This is a genomic window from Nocardioides sp. Z30_9, from assembly GCF_058215735.1.
Genome location: NZ_JBZAJF010000002.1, coordinates 799,568 through 815,695, shown reverse-complemented (window position 1 = coordinate 815,695; position 16,128 = coordinate 799,568). Strand labels below are relative to the sequence as shown.

General features: G+C 66.6%; 14 protein-coding genes. 2 read left to right on the top strand and 12 right to left on the bottom strand.

Annotated elements, in window-relative coordinates:
- Positions 1 to 391 precede the first annotated feature (391 nt).
- Positions 392 to 1,519: a glycosyltransferase family 4 protein gene (locus AC4BGB_RS14590; RefSeq protein ID WP_490547603.1), complete on the bottom strand. Its 1,128-nt coding sequence runs from the start codon at positions 1,517 to 1,519 to the stop codon at positions 392 to 394.
- Between the two features lie 814 nt (positions 1,520 to 2,333).
- Complete coding sequence (locus AC4BGB_RS14585) at positions 2,334 to 3,383, bottom strand: hypothetical protein (RefSeq protein WP_490547602.1); 1,050 nt, start codon at positions 3,381 to 3,383, stop codon at positions 2,334 to 2,336.
- A gap of 480 nt (positions 3,384 to 3,863) precedes the next feature.
- On the opposite strand from AC4BGB_RS14585, the gene AC4BGB_RS14580 reads away from it, so the two are divergent.
- Positions 3,864 to 5,030: a DUF1972 domain-containing protein gene (locus AC4BGB_RS14580; protein ID WP_490547601.1), complete on the top strand. Its 1,167-nt coding sequence runs from the start codon at positions 3,864 to 3,866 to the stop codon at positions 5,028 to 5,030.
- Here the strand turns inward: AC4BGB_RS14580 and AC4BGB_RS14575 are convergent.
- Both AC4BGB_RS14575 and ygfZ read right to left on the bottom strand, forming a co-directional pair.
- Positions 5,001 to 6,116 (bottom strand): glycosyltransferase family 4 protein, encoded by a 1,116-nt coding sequence (locus tag AC4BGB_RS14575; protein ID WP_490547600.1) that lies wholly within the window; start codon positions 6,114 to 6,116, stop codon positions 5,001 to 5,003. The genes AC4BGB_RS14580 and AC4BGB_RS14575 overlap by 30 nt on opposite strands.
- A gap of 231 nt (positions 6,117 to 6,347) precedes the next feature.
- Positions 6,348 to 7,376, bottom strand: coding sequence for a CAF17-like 4Fe-4S cluster assembly/insertion protein YgfZ (gene ygfZ / locus AC4BGB_RS14570; RefSeq protein WP_490547599.1), 1,029 nt, complete (start codon positions 7,374 to 7,376; stop codon positions 6,348 to 6,350).
- Between the two features lie 149 nt (positions 7,377 to 7,525).
- Between ygfZ and AC4BGB_RS14565 the strand changes: the two genes are divergently transcribed.
- Entirely contained in the window at positions 7,526 to 8,482 is a 957-nt protein-coding gene (locus tag AC4BGB_RS14565) for a hypothetical protein (RefSeq protein ID WP_490547598.1), read from the top strand.
- Between the two features lie 43 nt (positions 8,483 to 8,525).
- Here the strand turns inward: AC4BGB_RS14565 and AC4BGB_RS14560 are convergent, their stop codons facing one another.
- The 8 genes from AC4BGB_RS14560 to AC4BGB_RS14525 all read right to left on the bottom strand — a co-directional run bounded on the left by AC4BGB_RS14560 (position 8,526) and on the right by AC4BGB_RS14525 (position 16,122).
- On the bottom strand, positions 8,526 to 11,192 hold the full coding sequence (locus AC4BGB_RS14560) for an AfsR/SARP family transcriptional regulator (RefSeq protein WP_490547597.1): 2,667 nt from the start codon (positions 11,190 to 11,192) through the stop codon (positions 8,526 to 8,528).
- A 37-nt stretch (positions 11,193 to 11,229) separates the two neighbouring features.
- Positions 11,230 to 11,835, bottom strand: a complete 606-nt coding sequence (locus AC4BGB_RS14555) for a Tad domain-containing protein (RefSeq protein ID WP_490547596.1) — start codon at positions 11,833 to 11,835, stop codon at positions 11,230 to 11,232.
- Positions 11,832 to 12,206 carry a TadE/TadG family type IV pilus assembly protein gene (locus AC4BGB_RS14550; RefSeq protein WP_490547595.1) on the bottom strand — a complete coding sequence of 125 codons (375 nt, stop codon included), beginning with the start codon at positions 12,204 to 12,206 and terminating at the stop codon, positions 11,832 to 11,834. The genes AC4BGB_RS14555 and AC4BGB_RS14550 overlap by 4 nt, the downstream gene beginning before the upstream one ends.
- Positions 12,207 to 12,268: 62 nt before the next feature.
- Positions 12,269 to 12,694, bottom strand: a complete 426-nt coding sequence (locus tag AC4BGB_RS14545) for a TadE/TadG family type IV pilus assembly protein (RefSeq protein ID WP_490547594.1) — start codon at positions 12,692 to 12,694, stop codon at positions 12,269 to 12,271.
- 40 nt (positions 12,695 to 12,734) lie between these two features.
- On the bottom strand, positions 12,735 to 12,953 hold the full coding sequence (locus AC4BGB_RS14540; RefSeq protein ID WP_490547593.1) for a Flp family type IVb pilin: 219 nt from the start codon (positions 12,951 to 12,953) through the stop codon (positions 12,735 to 12,737).
- A 66-nt stretch (positions 12,954 to 13,019) separates the two neighbouring features.
- On the bottom strand, positions 13,020 to 13,937 hold the full coding sequence (locus tag AC4BGB_RS14535) for a type II secretion system F family protein (protein WP_490547592.1): 918 nt from the start codon (positions 13,935 to 13,937) through the stop codon (positions 13,020 to 13,022).
- A complete protein-coding gene (locus AC4BGB_RS14530; protein WP_490547591.1) occupies positions 13,934 to 14,818 on the bottom strand; it encodes a type II secretion system F family protein in 885 nt (294 codons plus the stop codon). Before AC4BGB_RS14530 ends, AC4BGB_RS14535 begins: the two co-directional genes overlap by 4 nt.
- On the bottom strand, positions 14,815 to 16,122 hold the full coding sequence (locus tag AC4BGB_RS14525; RefSeq protein ID WP_490547590.1) for a TadA family conjugal transfer-associated ATPase: 1,308 nt from the start codon (positions 16,120 to 16,122) through the stop codon (positions 14,815 to 14,817). Before AC4BGB_RS14525 ends, AC4BGB_RS14530 begins: the two co-directional genes overlap by 4 nt.
- Positions 16,123 to 16,128 lie beyond the last annotated feature (6 nt).

The following is a 16,128-nucleotide window of genomic DNA, read 5'->3' as shown; positions in this document are numbered from 1 at the left end:
ATTCGCAGTTTCGTCGCGCGCTCGGCTTTAGATCTCTCCCTTCCGGCCTGTTCCTCCAAGCGGAATGACTTGACGAACATCGGGCCAGATACGGCACTAAAGACGGGGCCAACCAGAACGGTGCTTTTGTAGTAACCGGTCCAAAGGAGCATGGCGGACGAAGGGCCGCGCACAAGTTCTTGCAAACTTGCGACCACAGCGCCCACTTCACTAGAACCTCCCGGCCCACGCGCCCTAAGAAGCCTCCTAGGAACTCGGCGGAGCCAAGCACGCTCGACGGTTCCGCGCGCTCCGGGTAGGTAGTCAAGATAGGTGTAGAGAGCGTACGGGGGGGCATCACCCCAATGAATGTACCTAGCTCCCCCCTTGGCCGAGCGAACCCAGCGGAAGGTCACCGGTGCTCACCCGAATAGAACCCTGCAATAGATCTCGCGGTGTTCGACCAGCTGATGACTTGGGAGCGGGCAAGCGCGCTACTGCGTAGGGCGTCGTAGCCGCCCCCGTCCAGGGCCAAAGACACATGCCTGAGCTTCTGCGCGAGACCACGAACGACTTCCTCCCTCGAGCCACTTGAGACGGCTAGTGCAGCCTCCCCGGCCATGGTTGCGGTGCCCGATCCTGCCAAGCACGCGATCGGCAGGCCGGAGGCCAACGCCTCACCGACGACCGTGTCCTGATTTCCCAAACTCGGGTAAAGAAATACGTCCGCATCATCGTAGACGTTCTTCAGCTCGGTATAGTCGACCCGGCGCACGAAGCTAATACGTTCTGTGCCGCACACGCTTTCCGCAAAGGCCATCATGTTCTCCCTCAAGGGACCGTCACCTACCAAGATGAGTTCGCCGTCGCCTCCGCCCGCCAAGTATTCTTCAAATGCAGAGATCGCAAGATGAGCGCCCTTTATCTCCACCACGCGGCCGAGATGAAGTGCGCGAAGCGGCCCAGAGCGTCGCACTGCGAGACCCTCAGATGGCTCAGCGAAACCTGCACCACCGAACGTTTGCTGCTCAAGGCGCCTTGAGCGCAGAAAGGGGGGAGCAACATCCCCGTTGGCGTAAAACACGATGTCGGTAGCGCGAATCGCGCGCCTGAGATTCGGGTCGAACTTCCAGAAAACCTGCTTGGCCAGCCATTTGCTCAGATCCTTGGCTGTGGAGCGATACCCGAAAGGTCTGGTAAAGAAGCCCGGCAACCTCGGCTGATGGCAGATCGGACCCCAGAGCACCCGCGCCTGCTTTGTTCTTATAAAATGCGGGGCCCAGTCAGTGTGAAAGTTGTAGTTATGGACCGACGCGACGTTCCTATTTTTCTCGCAATACTGATCGATACGTTTTCCGACTCCCCTCTGCCACATGTAGTAGTACGGAATTACGCCGCGGGACCCGCGCTTCCAAAAAGAGATCCACCTTGGCACGTCGTACCCAACGAACTCGACCCCGTCCAGACGCGGGTCGTCGAGAAGGTCGGGGATATTGTTGTGGCGTGTGAAGACAGTTATTTTGAATTGCTTCAGGCTCACCAAGGAGCTCAAGTAGTTGTATCCGCTCCCCTCCTCTGAACCTTGTCCCGGTGCGGCGGCGTAACACGAAATCACGACGTGAGGTGTCATCTCGCGACCACCTGGGCCAGAACTCGTTCCAATTGATCGCACGTTTCCTCGAGACTTCCCTCATTGCTCACATAAACCTTCTCTATTCTAGGAATATTCAGGGACTCCCAAGCCCGATACTGGCGAGAGATTTCTGCCACGGTCAACTCGGGCTTTCGTGCGTGAGCAGTTTCGGGCTTCACCGCCACAACCACCAACACGTCAGGTCGCGGCACAATCCGCATCATCCTGAGAGCCGCCTCCGGGGTTCGGAACCCGTATCTGGTGGGATCGACAGCCATGTCCGCCCAACATCGATCCATTACGTAGCGACGTCCTCCTAAAGTCGTAGGCATAATCACCAGCAGATGCCCAAGCAGATAGTCAAGCGCGTAGTACGCCAGTCGTGCCAACGCTTTCCAGTTCGCGTCCGCGATGCGATCGTGAGGTGCCGAGTTCACATCTTTCGGCCGGCCACGCCCCAACAGCTGTCGAGGGAGCGGTAGAACCGAAGGGCGCCAATAATTGACTCTGTCGCCTGAGTCGCGGAAGTGCTCGGCGATTGCGGATTTACCGCAGCCATCCGGACCAACGAGCCACACATAGGGGGCGCGCCTTGGGGTCAAACGAAATCTCTTGCGCATGGAACGGCCCTACTCCCTGTTCCGAGCAGGAAGCAAGCGGTCCGCTCGACACCCGCATGCAATCCCTGTAACCAGGCAACGTGCCGTTGTGTACACCGGTTTCAAGAGGCCCTCGCCTGGTCGGGTGTCACTTTCCATCGGGACTCCTTACGAGCCATCCGAGCAATCACCGCACCGGAAATTGCCAGTCCCACTGCGATCCCGACTGGGGCCAACTCGGACCCCACAAAGAAGACGATAGCTGAAGCGACCCCCAAGCCCAGCAGAGATCCCCACAACTTCACCATAAAAATGGTTCGACTGGGTACGACCAAGATCGCCGCCACGCCCCAAGGCCCAGTCAACGCCATCACCAACGCGATAGCGAGCCAAGCACACAAGGATTTCTCATCAATGTGAAGCGCGCCTCCCACGCGATCCGAGATGGGCCGGGCAGCAAGAACGGTCGCGACGGCAAAGATCAACCAGAGAGCCACAAGCGCCTGTGTGGCTCTTGTCGCTCTCAACCTGATGGCCGGATAAGCATCCCTCCTGTTTGCCACAAAGGTAGGGAGAAGGAGGTTCGAGCTGGCAGCGATGATCGTAAAGATCGGGGCCGAGGCAAGCCTCGCCATCTCGAGGAAGCCCAGAGCCGACAGCGTCTCCAGTGCGATTACCACGAATCGGAACCCAACCTGGCTAGCGTATCCGGCCCCAGCCTGCAGAGATCGCCAAATACCAAACGTCATTACGCAACGCAGACCAGCAGGGTTGAGGAGAGACTTCCCGAAGCCTAGTCGCAGCACAACCTCCAGTTGGAGTTGAGCAGAAAGAAAGGACAGCATCGCCGCAAGCGAAAGGGCCCCAAAAACAATGTCCAGGCTCAGACTTCCGAAAGTCCTCCACGCCACGAGAAAACTACAACTGGCGATCAAGAAGAGCAAATCATTGACCCCTTGGCGACCAAACTGTCGCCTGGCCATGAAGGCACGTCGCCCATACTCTTCGCAATTCCAACAAACGACCAGAAGGCCCAGCATGAGGGCTGATGAAAGGGTCATGCGCCCCATGAGGAGCGCCAGAATTGGCGCCACGGCCAGGCCCAGGACGCAGTGCAACCAATGACTGGCATGCACGCCGGCGCGCACGTCCTTGTCCTGCATGTCCAGCACCGTGAGCGAGTCTCCTACCCATGCCGTTTGCATGGCGACCAGGAGGAAAAGGACGGTCAGAGCGAACGAGAACTGTCCGAACGACCCGGCGCCGAGCGAAGAGGCCACGATCAGGGAAACGAACAAGTTCGCGGCTGAACTTATCCCTTGCGCCGCAGCGGCCCCCGAAAGGTGCGCGATTCGCCGTGAAGCTCTTCTGCTGGACATTTGAAAGATTTTCTTTTCCGCGGAGTGGTAGGGAATTTTACTTAAGGGCGAGGGTTGCGATACGGCAAAGGGGAATAATCAGAAGCGGGCAACCCTCTCGTAACGGACGCTACTACGTCCATTTATCGAGAACGGATAGGTGTGGGCAGTCTCATTACTCAGCCTGTTCTCACCCCTTGGTCGTATCAGTTCATGATACTGGACATCGTTGGTTAGCATCGTGCGATTAACTGAGCCGCCAATGGCGATTGGGGAACCGCGGTGCATTTTTCCATGATCGGAACGAGAGGTGTGCCGGCTCAGTACGGGGGCTTCGAGACCGCGATTGAAGAGGTCGGGGCTCGGTTGGTGCAGCGCGGGCACCGGGTGACTGTGTACTGTCGCAACCTAGACCAGGAGTTGACTGAGCATCTGGGAATGCGCTTGGTCAACCTTCCGGCATTGCGACGGCGTTCGCTGGAGACCCTCTCGCACACTGCACTGTCCGTTGCCCACGCCGCCAAGGACAGGCCGGACGCAGCCGTCTTGTTCAATGCTGGGAATGCTCCGTTGATTCGGGTGCTCAAGATGGCTGGTGTGCCCACTGCTGTTCACATGGACGGCCTGGAATGGAAACGGGCCAAGTGGGCTGGCGCCGGAGCTCGGTACTATCGCAGGGCCGAACGCTCTGCGGTGCGGTCGGGCCTCCCGCTCATCGCGGACGCTCAGGGGATCGCAAATTACCTGTACCGAACCTACGATCGGCAGAGTGTCTTCATTCCGTACGGCGCGCCGCTAATAAGGCCCAACTCTGACAGGTTGACCGAGCTTGGCGTCGAGCCTTTGGGATATCACTTGGTCGTGGCCAGAATAGAGCCGGAGAATCACGTAGACGTCATAGTCGAGGGTTACGCCAGGAGTGCCGCTAAGCTTCCGCTCGTAGTGGTCGGATCTACGCCATATGGCGGCGCTCACTTCGAGCGGGTCAAATCCCTCGCTGGGGCAAGAGACGTCCGTTTCATCGGTTCGGTCTGGGACCAAGATCTTCTAAATCAACTTTACGGCAATCCATTGAGTTATCTTCACGGCCACTCGGTTGGCGGAACTAACCCTTCCCTTCTCCGCGCCATGGGATCATCTGCCCCGGTAACGGCCTTCGACGTGGACTTCAACCGTGAAGTCACTGCTGGACATGCACGGTTCTTCAGCGGTCCTTCAGCGGTCGCTGCGGCGATTGAGGCCGACGAGCTAGATCCAATCAAGGCAGTCGAGCGGGGGACTCGGGGTAAGGACCACGTATCCGATGCCTATAATTGGAATCAGGTCACCGATGACTACGAGCGGCTATTAACTGGCATGGCCTTGGGTCTGTCTGACTCTGCAGTGCAATCATCAGGACGCGTACCGCGACTGTCCATTAGACGGTCGGGTCTAAAGCAGGTCCACAGTGAGCGCAGTTAGCCGGCGCTCGTAGGAATTCAACGAGAACAGCGAGCTTGCTGACTCATACGCCTTGGCAGCAAGTCCAGCCGTGAACTCCCCATCTGCTAGGCATCTCTGAATCGCCTTTCCAAGGGCTTGGGCGTTCCCGGGCTCGACAAGCAGACCCGTAACGCCGTCATGGATTATCTCTCGCAGGCCCTGAGCACTGCTGGCTATCACGGCTCGCTGCAAGAGTTGCGCCTCGACGGCGACATTTCCGAAGGGCTCAATCCGTGACGGAACGAGGACCAAGTCAGCTGAGCGCAAGTAACCAGCTGGGTTTTGAAAACCTGCAAATAGGACTCGCTGGCTCAGGCCCTCTCCCTGTGCTATGTCAAGCAATTTGCGATAGAAATCCTCGTAGCCAGGGTAGACCTCGCCCACAAATGTCAGGTGTATATCGAATCCGTTACGGACCAACGGTGCAACAGCGCGTAGGGCGATGTCTTGCCCTTTTCGTTCAGCCAACCTACCAACGACCACAAGGTGGTAGCGGCAATCCGGCCTATCGATATCCCCTCCATCGGGGGACTGCACGCCATTGTGGAGAACGTAGGTCTTCGTAGAAACTGCGGGAAATGCCTGCACAACCCAATCGCGGGTTGCCTCGGAGTTGACCAGGATTCTATGAGCGAGGCACAGTTGGAACAAGAGAATACGACGCTTTCCAATTCCTAGTTCGGGCTCATTCTCATGAACATGGCATACCGTCTTTTTGCGCACCAGGCGCGCCGCCACTATCCAGACGGGACACACAATCGTGCTGACGTAGACGAGGTCCGCTCTCGTTCGCACAAGAAGACGGGAACACAGAAGGAGGTACTTGACCAAACGGAGGAGAAAGGTAACCTTACGAATTCCTCTGAGTTCGACCTTTCTGAGGACAGGAAAGGGCAGAGTCGCGAATTCGATACCCTCTGCGGAAAGGGCCTCACAAATTGGTCCCTGGCCAGGCAAGACGGCTTTGGCAGAACCAGCTGCCTGCAAGACACGCATGCTCTGCACGAACATGCGGTCGCTGCCATACATCTCAACGTTGGGGTGCACTCCCAGAATCACTGACACGCCAGGAGCATACTTGTGATTGATCAGATAATGAGGTGCGACGTGTTCCTTCTAGGCGGTGGGGAACCTTGCGCGTCATCGAGGTTCCAATAGGCGGGCCCCATTCACGAACGTCATGCCCGCCAAATCGTGGCGTCGATACGCCCGACCTGCTGTGGATCCGGCGGACCAGCTACCAGCGACCGACCGCTCATGGCTGAAGCGTCGGCCCATGGCAAGCACGAGGTACACCTAGCGCAGCGGACGGACGTGCAGGCCCACCTCGGGGTCGACCACGACCTCCTGCATGGCCGGGAGGCCGTCGGCGTCGAGCTCGGCGTCGACGGGGACGTTGCGCTTGATCATTGCCAGGGCGATCGGGCCGAGCTCGTGGTGGCGGGCGGAGCTGCCGACGAAGCCGACCTCCTTGCCGACGCCGTCGGCCGAGCCGGTCGAGAGCCGCACGGGAGCACCGCGCTTGGGGAGGCGGTTGTCGGAGCCGTCGAGGTGCAGCAGGGTCAGCCGGCGGGGCGGGCGTCCCAGGGTGTGCACCCGGGCGACGGTCTCCTGCCCGCGGTAGCAACCCTTGTCGAGGTGTACGGCGGACGGGATCCAGCCCACCTCGTTGGGGATGGTGCGGTGGTCGGTGTCCTGGCCGAAGCGGGGTTCGCCGCGGGCGATCCGCAGTGCCTCGAACGCCCACATCCCTGCGGCGGGGCCGGCCGCCTCGGCGTACGCCTTGAGCTCCGAGCGCGCGAAGACGTCGTACTTGCCGGAGGGTCCGGCGGGCTCCGCGGCGCCCGTCGAGCCTGCCGATGCCACGGGACGCCAGGCGACGGCGAGGTCCTCGGTGACGTCGGCGACCTCGACGCGCATCATGAACCGCATCCGGTCCAGGAACGCCGCGAGCGGGCCGGCCTCGCCCGGCTCGACGTGGGCGGTGAACGCCTCGCCGTCGTCGACGCCGTACATCGCGTGCTCCACGTGCCCGTTGGGCGAGAGCACCAGCGCGGCGGTCGGCACGCCGGGCTGGAGGTGCTCGAGGTGCTGGGTGGTCAGTGAGTGCAGGTAGGTGAGCCGGTCGGGGCCACTGACCCGGATCACGCCGCGGTGCGAGAGGTCCACGAACCCCTCGCCGCTGACCAGGGCGCGCTGCTCGCGGTTGAACGATCCGTAGTGCGCGGCCACCGGTGCATCGATCCCGTCGCCGCTGACCGCTCCGGGCAGGTCGAGCAGGGGGCTGGGAAGCGGGCCGGGGGTCGGGGCAGTCGGGTCAGTCACTGCCCCAGTGTCTCTCATCGGGCCAATCCCCGCTTGGCGGCAATGGGGTGGATCGCCTCCGCTGGGTACGCGAGAACCACCCCACAGGGTTCTCCACAGCCGCGGTGGAGGTGGTGGCCGAGCGGAGTCCGGGCGGTCACGATCCTGCGATGGGCCCCACCGTGGACGAGCTGCTCGACCTGCAGGCAGGCGTGGTCGCGCGCCGGCAGCTGGTCGCCCGCGGCTGGGCCGACCACCAGATCGCGCGGATGCTGCGCCGGCGGGAGTGGGTGGCGGTGTTCGAGGGCGTCTACGTCGACCACACCGGCGAGCTGACCTGGTTGCAGCGGGCCTGGGCGGCGGTGCCGTTCTCCTGGCCGGCCGCGCTGAGCGGCTCCACCTCGCTGCGAGCCGGTGACGGCCCGGGAAGACACGGTGTGCGCGACAGCGACTCGCCGATCCACGTCGTGGTGGAGCACGGTCGACGCCTGGTCGAACCTGCGGGAGTTCGGATCCATCGCCGGCGCGGGTTCGGCCATCAGGTGCAGTGGAACCTCAACCCGCCACCGGTACGCTGCGAGCACGCCGTCATCGACGTCGCTGCAGGGGCCGGTGACGAGCTGGCTGCGATCGCGGCGCTGGCCCAGGTCGTCTCGTCGCGGCGTACGACGGCCGCCCGCGTGCTCGCCGCGCTCGCCACTCGACAGCGGGTGCCCCGTCGCGACTGGCTGGCCGGGGTGCTGCGCGACGTGGACGAGGGCACCTGCTCGGTGCTCGAGCACGGCTATCTCAACCGGGTCGAGCGGCCGCACCGCCTGCCCCGCGGTCGACGGCAGTCGGCGGGCCTGGGGCGGACCGGCCGCATCTACCGCGACGTCTCCTACGCCCAGCCGATGCACGTCGAGCTCGACGGGCGGCTGTTCCACGACTCCACCGGCGCGAGGGACCGCGACCTCGACCGCGACCTCGAGGCGCTGGCCGGCGGCGAGGTCACGGCGCGGATCTCCTACGGGCAGGTCTTCGAGCGCCCCTGCTGGACGGCGGCACAGGTCGGACTGCTCCTGCGCCAGCGGGGGTGGACCGGCTCTGCGGCCCGGTGCGGCCCGATGTGCCGGCTGTGGGGTTGATCGCAGCCACCTGGTGCGTGCGATCCACCCCACAGGGTGGGGCTCAGCCGGTCGAGCTCTGCTCCGGCAGGTACTCCTGCACCAGGGCCTCGGTCTCCGCCTCGAGCGGGATGCCGGCGAGCGGGGTGCCCATGGCGTCCAGCGTGCGGCGTACGCCGGCCTGCCCGTCGCTCGCGTAACGGGCACGCAGCAGGTCGCGCCACAGGAGCTGGTTGGCCGGGTCGGCCCGCAGACCCGCCTCAGCCGCGGAACCGGCGCCGCTCGGGTCGTCGTCGCCGCCGAGCAGCTCGACGAGCCGGTGCGCCGAGGCCACCACGACCCGTCGGATGCTGCGCTCGAGGTCGTCGTGGGCGACCCAGCCGAAACGGCCGTCGGGGACACCGGCGAACGACTCGCCGCGGATCAGCTGCAGACCGCGACGCAGCAGCTCGACCTCGTCGCGACGCGAGCTGGCCGAACGTGCCCGCAGGAACAGCGACCGCACCGCGTCCCAGTCGCACACCACGGCCTCGCTCAGCGAAAGGCGGCCCTCGGCGTCCTCGCGCAGGTAGTGGTGCCCGTTGACGTCGTCACCGAGCCAGGCCCGCGCACGCTCGACGGCGGCGTTCCTGACGTCGGGGGTGACCCCGCGTGGCCACAGCACCCCGGCGAGGACGTTGGGGTGCACGCCCTCGGGGTGCAGCGCGAGATAGGTGACCAGCTCGACGAGCTGGTCGGCGCGCGCCAAATCGGCCCGGTCGACGCCGGTGACGGCGATCGCGCCGAGCACCCCGACCCGGCGGGGAGCGGTCGTCCAGGCCGCGTCGTCGACCTGGCGCAGCGGCGCGGGGATGCTGACCAGTCCTCCGTCGTCGGGGCTGTCGGGCCGGCGGGCGGCCTCGAACAGCTCTGCGATCCCCTCGACCTGCTCGTGGCCGATGCGGTTGGCGGTGACGGTGATGCCGAGCTCGTCAAGACGCAGGTGACCGCTGCTGTCGACCCGCAGGGTCCAGCGTGCGGCCCGGTGCCCGCCCGCGAGTACGACGGAAAGCGACTGCCGCTCCGGACCGGTCAGGCCCACCAGCCGCTCGGCGAGCTGGTCGTCGTCGAGGTGGCCGACCACGACGAGCTGGGAGGTCATCGCGGAGCGGCGGCCGACCCGCCCGGTGAGCACGTCGGCGCGGAGGGTCTCCAGGCCCTGCTCCAGGGTGTCGATCTCGGGGGCGAGGTCGGTGACGACGCGGATCCGCTCGTCGCCGACGCCGCTGAGCCCAGCGGGGAGACCGGTGGCGGTGACGCGGATGTCGGTGGCCCAGGTCGCGGTACCGCTCTGCAGCGCGATCGCGGCTGCGACCTCGCTGGCGATGTTCGGGTCGCCGTCGATGGCGACCAGTCCCCCGGCGGCCTCGAGGTCGACCAGGACGTCCCGGCCGTCGTCGTCGACACCGAGGCTGACCAGCGCGGGGTACGGCGACGCCTCGCCGTCCAGCTCGGCGTCCGCCTCGAAGTGGTCGCGCACCCAGGTCACGCCGTCGTCGGAGGTGTGCCACTCCCCGACCGGGCTCGGCGAGGGCGGGGCGAGCTTCAGCGTCACCGTCGAGTCGTCGAGCGTCACGGCGTACGCCGAGGGCAGCGGTGCGCCACCCTCACGGCACGCGGCCATCAGGTCGCGCAGCGCCCGGTCCAGGAACGCCGCCCGCGTCGGGGTGGCCGCGCCACGCAGCGCGACCTCGACGTCCTCCGCGCCCGAGGCAGCGCCGATCCGCCGGCGCCGCGCGAACGCGAGGGCACCCAGCGCGGTCGCCGCCAGCAGGCCGATGCCGATCAGGCCCCCCGGCATCTCCTGGACGCCCTGCTCGCCGACCATGTCGGCGCCGGGGTCCGGAGCCGTCTGCGTCGGGGCGGCCGGCGGCAGGGCTGCCTGGGGCGCCTCGACCATCCGGTCCACACCGACGGCGTCCTCGGGCATCACCATGTTCCAGCCGGGCTGGATCAACCGCGCCAGCTGGAGCTTGCGCCCGTCGGGCTGGTTCAGCGACTTGTTGAGCTCGTAGATCTCCGTGTAGCGACGGCCGTCGCCGAGGTGTCGCTCCGCGATGTCCCAGAGGTTGTCGTGGTAGCCGTCCTTCGGCGCCTTGACCGTGTAGACCTTGTGGCCCAGCAGGTGCTCCTGGTCGGTGATCTCGTGGGCGGCGCGACGCTCGGCCCGGGTCTGCTCGGCCCGGTCGACCGCCTGGTCGGCGGCCTCCTGCTGTACGGCGGCCGCGACCACCTCGGGCCCGGAGTGCTCGGGGGTGACCGTCGCGGAGGCGGCGCCACCGGAGATCACCTCGGCCAGCAGGAGCGCACCCACCAGCGCTCGGGCGAGCTTCTGCAGCGGCCCGCCGAGCGGTACCGGCTGGGCCAGTCCCCCGCGCCGGGCGGCTGCGACCTCCACGGCCACGCAGACCACGAAGAACACCCAGGCCACCCAGACCACGAACAGCAGCACGTTGAGCAGCGTGGTGAAGCTCAGCTGCCCGGTCAGCGTCTCCTTGTCGGGGATCGAGGTGGGGAACGGGTCGGCGCCGGCGAGCAGCCACAGCGCGACCGGGATCCCGATGACGAGCGCGAGCAGCGCCAGCGCGGAGAGTGCCCGGCTGCCGCCGGAGCTCTCCTCGGCGGTGCCGGGCTGCTGGAACCGTGCGGGGTCGGTCGAACGCGGCTGGTCCGGAGTGATCTGGTTGCTCATGGGTTTCCTGGTTCTCTCGCCGAGCTGGAGCAGTCCATCAGGGCACCGGTGCCTGCTGGCCAGTGTCCGGAACCGCCACGGCCTCGGCTCGCACCGGGAACGGGATTCCGAACAGCTGGAGGATGAAGGTCTTGCTGGTGTCGTTCACGGTCACGGTGACCTCGCCGTTACGCACGCTGCCGGTCCACTTGCCGCCGGTGTAGCCGAGGTCGGCCATGTAGCCGGCCATCCGCTGCTGCGCCAGCTGCTCGTCGATCACCAGCTTCTCGGTACGCCGGAACTCGTTCACGTCGATGCTGTCCGCCCCGATCCGGGCGGCCTGCTCGGCGTCGTCGGCGATCCGCATCCGCTTGTTGATCGCCAGGCCCCCGTCGATGACGAGGCCGGCGCACAGGAACATCACCATCGTGAAGCCGATCATGAAGACGGTGGCGGACCCGCGCTCGGACCTGGGTCGCCGGGGCTTCCGGGTCGCCGGAGTGGTCTCGACTGACCGCTCACTCCGTTCGCTGCTCGACCACCTAGGGCGATAGGCGGTCGAGCAGCGAGCGAAGCGAGTGGACAGTCGAGACCCCGTGAGGCGGACGCCGCCGCGAGTGGACAGTCGAAACCCCGGGACGCGGAGGCGGGATGGGGCCGTCATCGGGTGCTCCGGTAGGTGTCGATGGGGGCGTGGCCCTCGGCGGTGACGGCCAAGGAGCCGGGGAGGCCGAGGAGCCCCAGGTCGGCGTAGCTGACCTGGCAGTTCAGCTGCACGATCGCGGTGCCGCCGGACTCGAAGTTGCCGGTCAGGCCGGTGGGCTGGCAGTTGCGCGTGGAGCGCAGGCCCTGGGCGATCGCGTTGCGTACGGCGTCGCCGGCCTCGGCCCGGGTGTGGCTCTGCGAGGCGGCGCGGGCAGCGTCACGGGCGGTGGCGTCGGCATCGGCGCGGGCGCTCACGTAGCGGCCGCCCGCGACCACGAAGAGCGTGAACATGAACATCACCGGGATGAGGACGACGACCTCGACGGCCATGGACCCGCGCTCGGTGCGGGGTCTCGACCGTGCGCTCGCTGCTCGACCACCCAACGGCCGCCTCACGGGGCACCGTCCTGGACGTAGCGCTCCACCGGGCCCTGGACGGTCTCGCTGACTCGCGGGATGGGCAGGAAGGGGATGATCTTGCTGGCCTGGCCGCTGACGGTGACCCGGGCCTGGTCCTCGCCGATCTGCACCGCGATCTGGGCTTCGTTGAGCACGCCGTCGCCGATCTGGTCCACCATCCGCTCGGCGACCCCTTGGGCGGCCGCGGGGTTGCTCGTCACGCGCGCGGTGCGGGCCCCCTCGCGGGCAGCACCGGACGCGACCTGCCCGCCGAGGTAGACCAGGGAGAACTGCACGGCGAACAGGATCGTGAACATCAAGATGGGCATGTAGAGCACCAGCTCCACAGCGGAGGCTCCGCTCTCGTCCCGGCGCCGGGAACGGCGACAGGAACGAGCGCGTACGACGAGGCGGCTCACCGTCGGATCACGAGGACATCAGCAGCGAGTCACTGGGACGTCACTGGCTGTTGATCTTGCTGCCGACGTCGGTGGCCTTGCCGGTGAGCGCGTTGCTCAGGATGCCGGCGACGGCGATGCAGATGCCCACCACGATCGCGGCGATGATCACCCACTCCACGGCCGAGGCCCCGTCCTCGCGACGGTTGCGGGCCACGCGGCCCTCGAGCATGAGCAGGCAGAACCCGATCGGGGTCAGCGGGCTAACGAAGTTCGTCATGGGTGGAGGACCTCCAGTTGAGGGGACGGACGGGTGATACCCATCTCGCAGTCTGGGCACACCGCATCAGAACCCCAGAATCTGCGACACAGGAGGATAGATCAGGAACAGCAGGAACCCGAGGCACAGCAGCAGTTGCGCGATCAGCATGGACTGAGAGCGTTGAGCTGCCTGCCCCTCGGCGTCGGCGAGCTCGCGCTGGCGCATGGAGACGGCGCGCGCGGCCAGGGACTCGCGGACCTTCGCGCCGTCCTCGGCGACCAGCGCCAGGGCGGCGGCGAGGTCGCGCAGCTCCTCCACCGCCATCTCCTCGCCGAGGTCGCCGAGCGCCGACCACGGGGTCACGCCCTGGAGGCGCGCGGTCTGCAGCGTCTCGCGGATCCGCACCATCCCCCAGCCGTTGCTCAGGCTGACCGCCGACTGGAGCGCCTCGGGGACGCCCCGGCCACCGGCGAGGTTCATCGAGACGAGGTCGAGGAACGAGCTGACCACATGCCGGAAGTCGCGCCGGCGCTCCTTGGCGTTGCCCTGCAGCTGCAACGTGGGCAGCACCAGGCCGACGACTCCGCCGACCAGGGCCAGCCACAGCGGCGTGGAGATGCTCGCCCCGAAGAAGTAGATCGCGGGCGCGACCATCACCGTCGGCGCGAACAGCCCGGCGACCGCGGCGAGGACGCTCATCCCGAGGTGACCCTCGACGGTGGTGCCCATCACGGCCAGGTCGGCGCGCAGGCCGGCAGGCAGGTTCCAGCCGCGGGCCTCGAAGACCGAGCGGATCTGCGCGCCGAGCTTGCGCACCCGCATCGACTCGCGCTCCTTGGACTCCTCCTCGGCGTGCAGCACGGCCGTACGCCGGGTCCGGGCCCGGGCCGCGTCAAGGCGGGCGAGCTCGGAGGCGCCGCTCGCACGCCCGGTGTCGAACTGGAGCACGAGCAGCAGCGCGCCGAGACCGACGACCGCGCCGACCACCATCACCGCGGTCATCGCTTGGCCGCCCTGGAGGCGTTGCCGGTGCTGGTCGCGGAGAACAGGAACCGCTCGGGGACCGCGAACGCCGAGAGCCGGCGCATCCAGAGGAACCCGGCCGCGAACAGGAGGAGGATCAGCAGCAGCACCATCTGCCCGACCGCGCCGGAGTAGGGCTCCACGTAGCTCTTGTTGAACAGGGCCAGGCCGAGCACGAAGAACACCGTGATGCCCATGACGATCTGCACGCTGCGACGCGTGCTGGCCCGGCCGGCGTTGACCCGGCGGCGCATCTCGAGCTCGTCGCGCGCCGAGCCAGCCAGCGAGGTGAGCACCTCACGCAGGCCGGGGCCGCGGAGCTGGGAGTTGAGCATCAGGGCCGCCACGATCAGGTCGGCGCTGGAGTCGTCGAGATCGTCGGCGAAGTGCTGGAGCGCGGTCGGCAGCGGCGTACGCATCCGGAGCCGGTCGGAGAGGTCCACCAGCTGGGGGCGGATCGAGGGGGCGGCCGCGGTGGCGGTGGCCGGGATCGCCTGCTCGAGGCCGACGGCCCCGGCGATCGTGTCGCGCAGGGACTCGGTCCAGGCGGCCAGGCCCTCGAGCCGGGCCATCGCCACCCGCTCGGAGCGGGCGCCACCGAAGAGCAGCGGGGCGAAGAACACCAGCAGCCCGCTGGCGGCGCCGAGCACCACCCACCTGGTCAGCAGCAGGACCACGACGCCGGCGAGGATCGCGAGCGGCAGCCGGGCGCCGAGCTTCTTCAGCTGCGGGACCAGCGTGGAGGGCTGCACCGGGCGATTGGGGTCCTCCTCGACCTGCTGGAGCGAGTGGATGAGCAGCGCGATGCCGGCTCCGACGACGGCGCCGAACAAGACGATGAGGAGCTGACTGCCGGTCATCCACCGGCTCCGGCGTGGTGGTACGGCTGGTAGCCGACGGCCAGCAGCTCCTCGATGCACTGGATCGGCGCCGCCGGCACGGCCACGCCGTTCTCGCCCTCCGCGAAGACCTCGCTGGAGAGCACCCGTCCGTCGACGCCGTTGACCTCGCGCACCGAGGTGATCAGCCGGCGCAGGCCGCCGCCGGCGGCGTACTCGTTGCGGCGCTCGACGAAGACCACGAAGTCGATCGCGCCGGCGATCAGCATCATCGTCGCCTCGGCGGGCAGCCGCTCCACGGACTGGATCGCGTAGGTGCAGATCCGGTTGAACACCTCGAGCGAGGAGTTGGCATGGATCGTCGACAGCGAGCCGTCGTTGCCCTGGCTCATCGCGTTGAGCATGGTGACGATCTCGTCGCCGAGCACCTCACCGACGATGACCCGGCTGGGGTTCATCCGCAGCGAGCGACGCACGAGCTCGCTCATCAGGATCTGGCCCTTGCCCTCGGAGTTGGGCAGCCGCTCCTCGAACGCGACCACGTTGGGGTGCAGGTCCTCGAACTCGCCGAGACCGAGCTCCAGCGCGCGCTCGACGGTGACCAGTCGCTCCACCGGGTCGATCTCGTTGGCCAGGGCGCGCAGCAGCGTCGTCTTACCGGCATTCGTGGCGCCGGCGATCATGATGTTCTTGCGCGCCTTGACCGCGGCCGAGAGGAACCCGGCCAGGTCCGGCGACATCGAGCCGTTCTCCACCAGCATGTCGAGGCTCGCCCGGCCGATCCGGGAGCGCCGGATCGACAGCGAGGGCCGCTGGCAGACCCCCATCACCGCGGAGAGCCGGCTGCCGTCGGGCAGCCGCAGGTCGAGCTGCGGGTTGGCGGTGTCGAAGGGGCGGGAGGTGATCGAGGAGTAGGCGCCGAGCACCTGCACCAGCTCGATCAGCTCCTCGTCGCTCTCCGCGACGGGCGGGAAGCGCCGCTCCTCGCCGTTGGCGTAGCCGACGAAGACGTTGTCGCAGCCGTTGATGTCGATGTTCTCGACCTCGGGGTCGTCCAGCAGCGGCTGGAGCCGGCCGACGCCGTACAGCGCGGCGTGGATCCCCTCGGCGAGCTCGTGCTCCTCGGTGACCGTGGGCGGGGTCCGCCCGGCCGCGATCTCCTTGGCGGCGTGGCCCTCGAGCACGCGGGCGATCACGGCACGCGCGAACTGCCGCTCGTCCTCCGAGCTCATCGTGGGCAGGCCGTTGGCGGCGTCCTCGCGACGCTGGACCGAGAGCGCCTCGGCCACCTCGGTGCGCAGGTCGCGCAGCAGCTGCTGGTCCATCGATCC